Consider the following 5611-nt stretch of genomic DNA (forward strand, 5'->3'; position numbering starts at 1 on the left):
TGAGGCTCGGTCCGTCGGTCGGCCAGAGCAGGAGCCACAGGCCGCCGAGGCCGCCGCCGACGGCCGAACCGATCGCGATGGACGGGGTGAGCGTGCCGCCGACCGCACCCGCCCCGATGGTCGCCGAGGTCGTGATGGTCCGGACGACACCGAGCGCGAGCAGGAACAGGATCGGGGACAGCCCCGCGACCGATCCGTCGTCGAGCGAGGTGTTCATCGCGAGGACGCCGAGCGCCCGGCCGTTGCCGAGGATCTCCGGGAAGGGGACGGCGATGAGGCCGACCATCGCGAACACGACCGGCAGCACCACGAGCAGCCGCCACCCCTTCGGCGCGATCCCCTGCAACCGGTTCGTGAGCTTCACGAAGCCGACGCCGGCGAACCCGAGCACCGGTCCGACGAGCACGGCCCAGACGAGCAGGGACGACGAGAGGTGCATCGAGGGCACGTGGTAGAGCACCTCGTCCGGGATCACGAGGCGCGCCACGAAGGCCGCGATCGCGCTCGTCGCGAAGGCAGGCAGGGCGGTCGCGAACGTGAGCTCGCCGAGCAGCACCTCGACCGCGAACAGGGCACCGCCGAGCGGGACGTCGTACACCGCCGCCAGGCCGGCAGCGGCGCCGCACGCGACGAGGATCTTGGTCTCGCGGGCGGTCAGTCCGGCCCGGGCGGTGACGAGCTGGGACAGCCACGCCCCGATCTCGCGCGGCGCCACCTCTTTTCCGATCGACGCTCCGAGCCCCACGGCGAGGATCTGGACGCCCGCGTTCGCCACCGTCGCGAGGGCGGGCATCCGCTTCCCGCCGACGGCAGCGGGCACCGAGACCACCGGACGGCCCCAGCGTCGGAGTGCCCACCAGGCGACACCGGTCAGGACGCCGGCGGCGAGGAGCGCCAGGAAGCGGTTCAGCGCGCTCGGGGCGTCCGCCGCCTCGAGGTGGCCGCCGAACGGGTAGCCGAACGCGACGAACTGGATGAGCTGCAGCGCGAGCCACACCGAGACGCCGGCGATCCCGCCGGCCACCCCGACGAGTCCCGTGACGACCGCGAGCTTCAGGGCCCAGACCGGCGTGGCACGTGTCGCGTGTCCGGGGTGCGGCATGACCGGAAGCCTACCGGGCGCGCCACGCGGCCGAGGCGACCCGCAGCGCCCGGCCGCGCCGCGCCTCCTGGCCGCTGCTCAGACGGCCGTGAGCCGGAACGGCACCACGCAGTCCGCCGGGACGAGCGGTGGCTGCACGCCCACGGTCTCGAGCGTGCGGCCGCGGAAGACCCGGTCCCCCGACCACCACGGCGGTGCGACGACGCCGAACCCCGCGCCGACCACGACCGGGTCGACCCGGTACGAGGTGTCCGGGTCGAGCCCGCGGAACGTCAGGCGCCCGGAGCCGGACACCTCGGACCGGCCGACGCTCGCGAGGAAGAAGACCGCGCGCTGCCGGTCCGGGGCGACGGTGCCGTACACGAGGCGGGAGTCGTCGACCTCGTCCATCCGCACGAGGTCCCCGCCGTGCAGCAGCGGACGCCACTCGCGGTGGAGGGCGATCCACTCGGCGAGCGCCGACTCCTCCTCCGGGGTGGCCTCGACGAGGTCCCACTCGATGCCGAAGTGGCCCGTGATCGCGGTGCCGGCGCGGAACGCCAGGTCGTGCACGCGGCCGGTGGAGTGGTTCCGCCCGCTGGCGACGTGCGCGCCGAGCAGCTCCGGCGGCAGGAGCTGCTGGGTCCACCGGTGCATCTGCTGTCGTTCGAGCGGGTCGATGTCGTCGGACACCCACACCCGGTCGGTGTGCTCGATCACACCGAGGTCGACGCGCCCGCCGCCCGACGCGCAGGACTCGATCTCGAGCGTCGGGAACCGTTCCTTGAGCGTCGCCATGAGCCGGTAGGCGGCCAGCGTCTGCTCGTGCACGGCCGCGCCCCCGCCCGCGTGCCCGGCCTCGACGAGGTCCCGGTTGTGGTCCCACTTGACGTACTCGATGCCGTACTCGCCGATGATCGCGGTCATCCGTTCGAGCACGTACGCGAAGGCCTCGGGGACCGCGAGGTCGAGGACCTGCTGGTCGCGGGCACGCACGGGCAGCCGCCCGTCGGCCTGCAGGATCCACTCCGGGTGCGCCCGGGCGAGGTCGCTGTCCTCGTTGACCATCTCGGGTTCGAACCAGAGGCCGAACTGCATGCCGAGCGCCCGCACGCGGTCGACGATCGGGCCGAGCCCGTCCGGCCACACCTCGTCGTCGACGTACCAGTCGCCGAGGCCGGCGTGGTCGTCACGGCGGCCCCGGAACCAGCCGTCGTCGAGCACGTACCGCTCCACCCCGATCCGGGCGGCACGTTCGGCGAGGTCGGTCAGGCGGGCGAGGTCGTGGTCGAAGTAGACGGCCTCCCAGACGTTGAGGGTCGTCGGGCGCGGGGTCGTCGGGTGCTGCGGACGGCTCCGGAGCCAGCGGTGGAAGCGGGCGGCCTGGTCGTCGAGGCCGTCCCCGTACGCGGCGTAGACCCAGGGGCCCTCGTACGTCTCGTCGCGCCCGAGCCGGACCTCGCCGGGCAGCAGCAGCTCACCGCCGCCGAGGACCTGCCGTCCGGTGGCCAGGCGCTCGGCCGCGTGCCGGTGGTTGCCGCTCCAGGCCGTGTGGACGCCCCAGACCTCGCCGCGGGCGAAGCCGAACCCGGGGACGCCGACGCTCAGGACGGTCGCGGCGTCGTGGCCGGTGCGCCCCTTGCGGCTCTCGCGCTCGTGCGTGCCCACGACGAGTTCGCGGCGCTGCGGGGTGCGCTCCTTGCCCCAGCGTCCGGCGAAGTCGAGGACCTCGCGGGCACGGGACGGGACCGGCAGCGCGACGGTGAGGTCGTCGAGCGTGTACACGCCGTCCGCGGTGTTCGTGACGGCGGCACGCGTGCGGACGAGTCCGGATGCGAGCAGCTCGATCGTCAGGCGAAGGCGGAGCCCGGCGGTGGTGTCCTCGGCGTCGGCGACGACGCTGGCGGCGGGGCCGGCCGGGGCCTCGGCGTCCGCACCGACCCGGGCCGCGGGGCGGGCCGGGTCCGACGCGCCGGCGCTGGCGGCGGGGCCGGCCGGGTCCGACGTCGGGTCCGTCACCTCGAGCGCGGTGACGGTGAACGCCGGTGACCAGTCCCGGCCGTCCCGGTGCCCGGTGAGGCCGGGCCGTCCCGTCCAGCCGCGGTGCGGCTCCGGCAGGACGGCCACGCGGACGGGGTGGTCCGGCTCGCTGCCCGCGAGCGGCAGGACGTCGGCGTCCGCGAGGGCCGCGAGCTCGGTGGCGTCGAGCGGCCCGAGCGCGGCGCCCCAGTGCACGACGGCCGGCAGCGCGTGGTCACGGCAGTCGAGGACGAGCGAGACGCCCCCGGCAGAGAGGTGGACGAGGTCGTTCGGCATGTGGGCTCCAGTCGGCGACGGTGACGGCTCCAGCAGTCTCGCGCTCTGGGAGCGCTCCCAGCAACACGACGCGCGCAGATGCCCCGGGCGCGCACACGAACTGGACCAGGAGTCGCACACGGATGCGCGTCAGAACCAGCGCTTCACCTTGAACGCGACGTAGAGGGCCGCCGCGAACACGACCATCGCCACGATGGCCAGCGGGTACCCCCACCGCCACTGCAGCTCGGGCATGTGCGTGAAGTTCATGCCGTAGATCGCCGCGATGAGCGTCGGGGCGAACAGGATCGCCGCCCAGCCCGAGATCTTCTTCGTGTCGTCGTTCTGCTTCTGCGCCGCGAGGGTCGAGTCGACCGTCAACGCGTTCTGCAGCAGCTGCCGGAAGGTGTCCAGCCGCTCGACCGTGCGGATGGCGTGGTCGAGGACGTCGCGGAACCGGCGCTGCATCTCCACCGGCAGGTGGTACTTCTCGGCCCCGCGGTGCAGGTTCTCGATGATGTGGATGAGCGGCCGGGCCGCGCGCTGGAAGTCCACCACCTCGCCGAACAGCTCGTAGATGCGGCGCGAGACCCCCGCCTCGCCCGCGAACAGCTGGTCCTCGATCTGGTTGATGTCCTCCTCGAGGCCGTCGATCACCGGCAGGTAGCCGTCGACGATCGAGTCCATCAGCGCCCAGAGCTGCGCCTGCGGCCCCACGGTCACGAGGCCCGGCTTGCCACTCATCCGCTGCAGTGCCCGCGGGACGGTCTGCCTGCCGCGCGGATCGGCCTTCACGACCACCAGGAAGAACTCCTCGCCGACGAAGGCGTGCACCTCGCCGAACGCGACCTCCTCCTGCTGGTCGTTGTACAGGGCGGGCTTCAGGACGACGAACAGCGTCGAGCCGTAGCGCTCGAGCTTCGGGCGCTGGTGCCCCTCGGCGGAGTCCTCGACCGCGAGTTCGTGCAGGCCGAGGGCCACGGCGACGTCGCCGAGCTCCTGGGCGTCGGGCTGGTGCAGCACGATGCACGCGCTGGCGCCCTGGTCCTCGAGCATCCGGAAGGTGTCGTCGAGCGACGGACTCGCGATCGGGGCGACCCGGTCGACGTAGACGGTGTTCAGCTCGACAGACACGACACCACCGTACGCAGGGTGAGCGTGCGGGGGTCGGACGCGACCGACGTGCGGGCCAGGAGGCGCGGGTCGGGCCCGCACCGCGCCTCCAGTCCGGTCCGTCCCCCGCCGGCTGGACGTGCGCTGCGCGCCGGGCGCGGCCACGCGCCTACGGTGCAGGTCATCAGCATGCTGACGAAAGGGACTGTCATGAAGAGGATCTGGAAGCGGATCGCGGTCGCGGTGAGCGCGGTCGTCGCGGTGGTCGGCGCGTTCGTCGGCTCGGGAGCCGCTGGCGGGACGCCGATCCAGGACGCTGCCGGCGGAGCACTGTCGGCCTCGTCGACGGCGATCGCGCCGGACGGGCCGGCGTTCTCGATCTGGAGCGTCATCTACGTCGGGCTGCTCGCCTACGCCGTCCGGCAGTGCTTCCGCACCGCCGACGACGAGCGTCACGCCCGCCTGACCGTGCCGGCGGTGCTGTCACTGCTGCTCAACGCCGCGTGGATCCTGTCGGTGCAGTTCGGGTTCCTGTGGCTGAGCGAACCCATCATCGTCGCGCTGCTCGCCGTGCTCGTCTGGACGTTCGTGCTGCTGCGTCGCTCGCGGCCGTCCGGCATCGTCGAGGCGATCGTCACCGACGGCACGTTCGGGCTCTACCTCGGGTGGGTGTGCGTCGCCACGGCGGCGAACACGGCCGCGGTGCTGACCGCCGCGGGCTTCCGGGGCTTCGGGCTGTCGCAGGACGTGTGGGGCGTGGTGGTCGCACTCGTGGCCGGGCTGGTCGGGGTGCTCCTCGCCGTGTGGGGTCGCGGGCGCCTGGCTCCGACGGCGTCGCTCGCGTGGGGGCTGGCGTGGGTCGCGGTGGCGCGGCTCGACGGGCCGCTGGTGTCGACGCCGACCGCCGTCGCGGCGGTGGTGGCGGCGGCTGCGGCCGTCGTCGTGACGCTCGTGGTGCGGGCCCGTGCCGGGTGGCGCGGCGCGGCTGCGCCGGCGCGCGTCGCGGCCGCCTGACGCGGCGGCCGGCGGCTGCCGCCCGACTGACCGGCCGGCGGCCGGCTGGCCGGCTGGCCGGCTGCCGCTGACCGCTGACGGTTCGCGCTGAGCGACAGTTACGCCCGC

At 73.8% G+C, this 5611-nt stretch carries 4 protein-coding genes; 1 reads left to right on the forward strand and 3 read right to left on the reverse strand.

The window, feature by feature from the left end; all coding sequences use genetic code 11:
• From I5E_RS02905 to I5E_RS02915, 3 genes are all read right to left on the reverse strand, one after another.
• The coding region (locus I5E_RS02905; protein ID WP_022905666.1) for a chloride channel protein at nt 1-1102 on the reverse strand (1102 nt) is incomplete at its 3' end.
• Nucleotides 1103-1180: 78 nt separating this feature from the next.
• Complete coding sequence (locus tag I5E_RS02910; RefSeq protein ID WP_022905667.1) at nt 1181-3397, reverse strand: alpha-galactosidase; 2217 nt, start codon at nt 3395-3397, stop codon at nt 1181-1183.
• 129 nt (nt 3398-3526) lie between these two features.
• On the reverse strand, nt 3527-4510 hold the full coding sequence (locus tag I5E_RS02915) for a magnesium and cobalt transport protein CorA (protein WP_022905668.1): 984 nt from the start codon (nt 4508-4510) through the stop codon (nt 3527-3529).
• A 189-nt stretch (nt 4511-4699) separates the two neighbouring features.
• Here I5E_RS02915 and I5E_RS02920 point away from each other — a divergent pair, with 189 nt between their 5' ends.
• Nucleotides 4700-5503 (forward strand): tryptophan-rich sensory protein, encoded by an 804-nt coding sequence (locus I5E_RS02920; protein WP_022905669.1) that lies wholly within the window; start codon nt 4700-4702, stop codon nt 5501-5503.
• The last annotated feature ends 108 nt before the right edge of the window (nt 5504-5611 follow it).

The sequence above is a fragment of the Curtobacterium sp. B18 genome (assembly GCF_000333375.1).
Taxonomy (GTDB): Bacteria; Actinomycetota; Actinomycetes; order Actinomycetales; family Microbacteriaceae; genus Curtobacterium.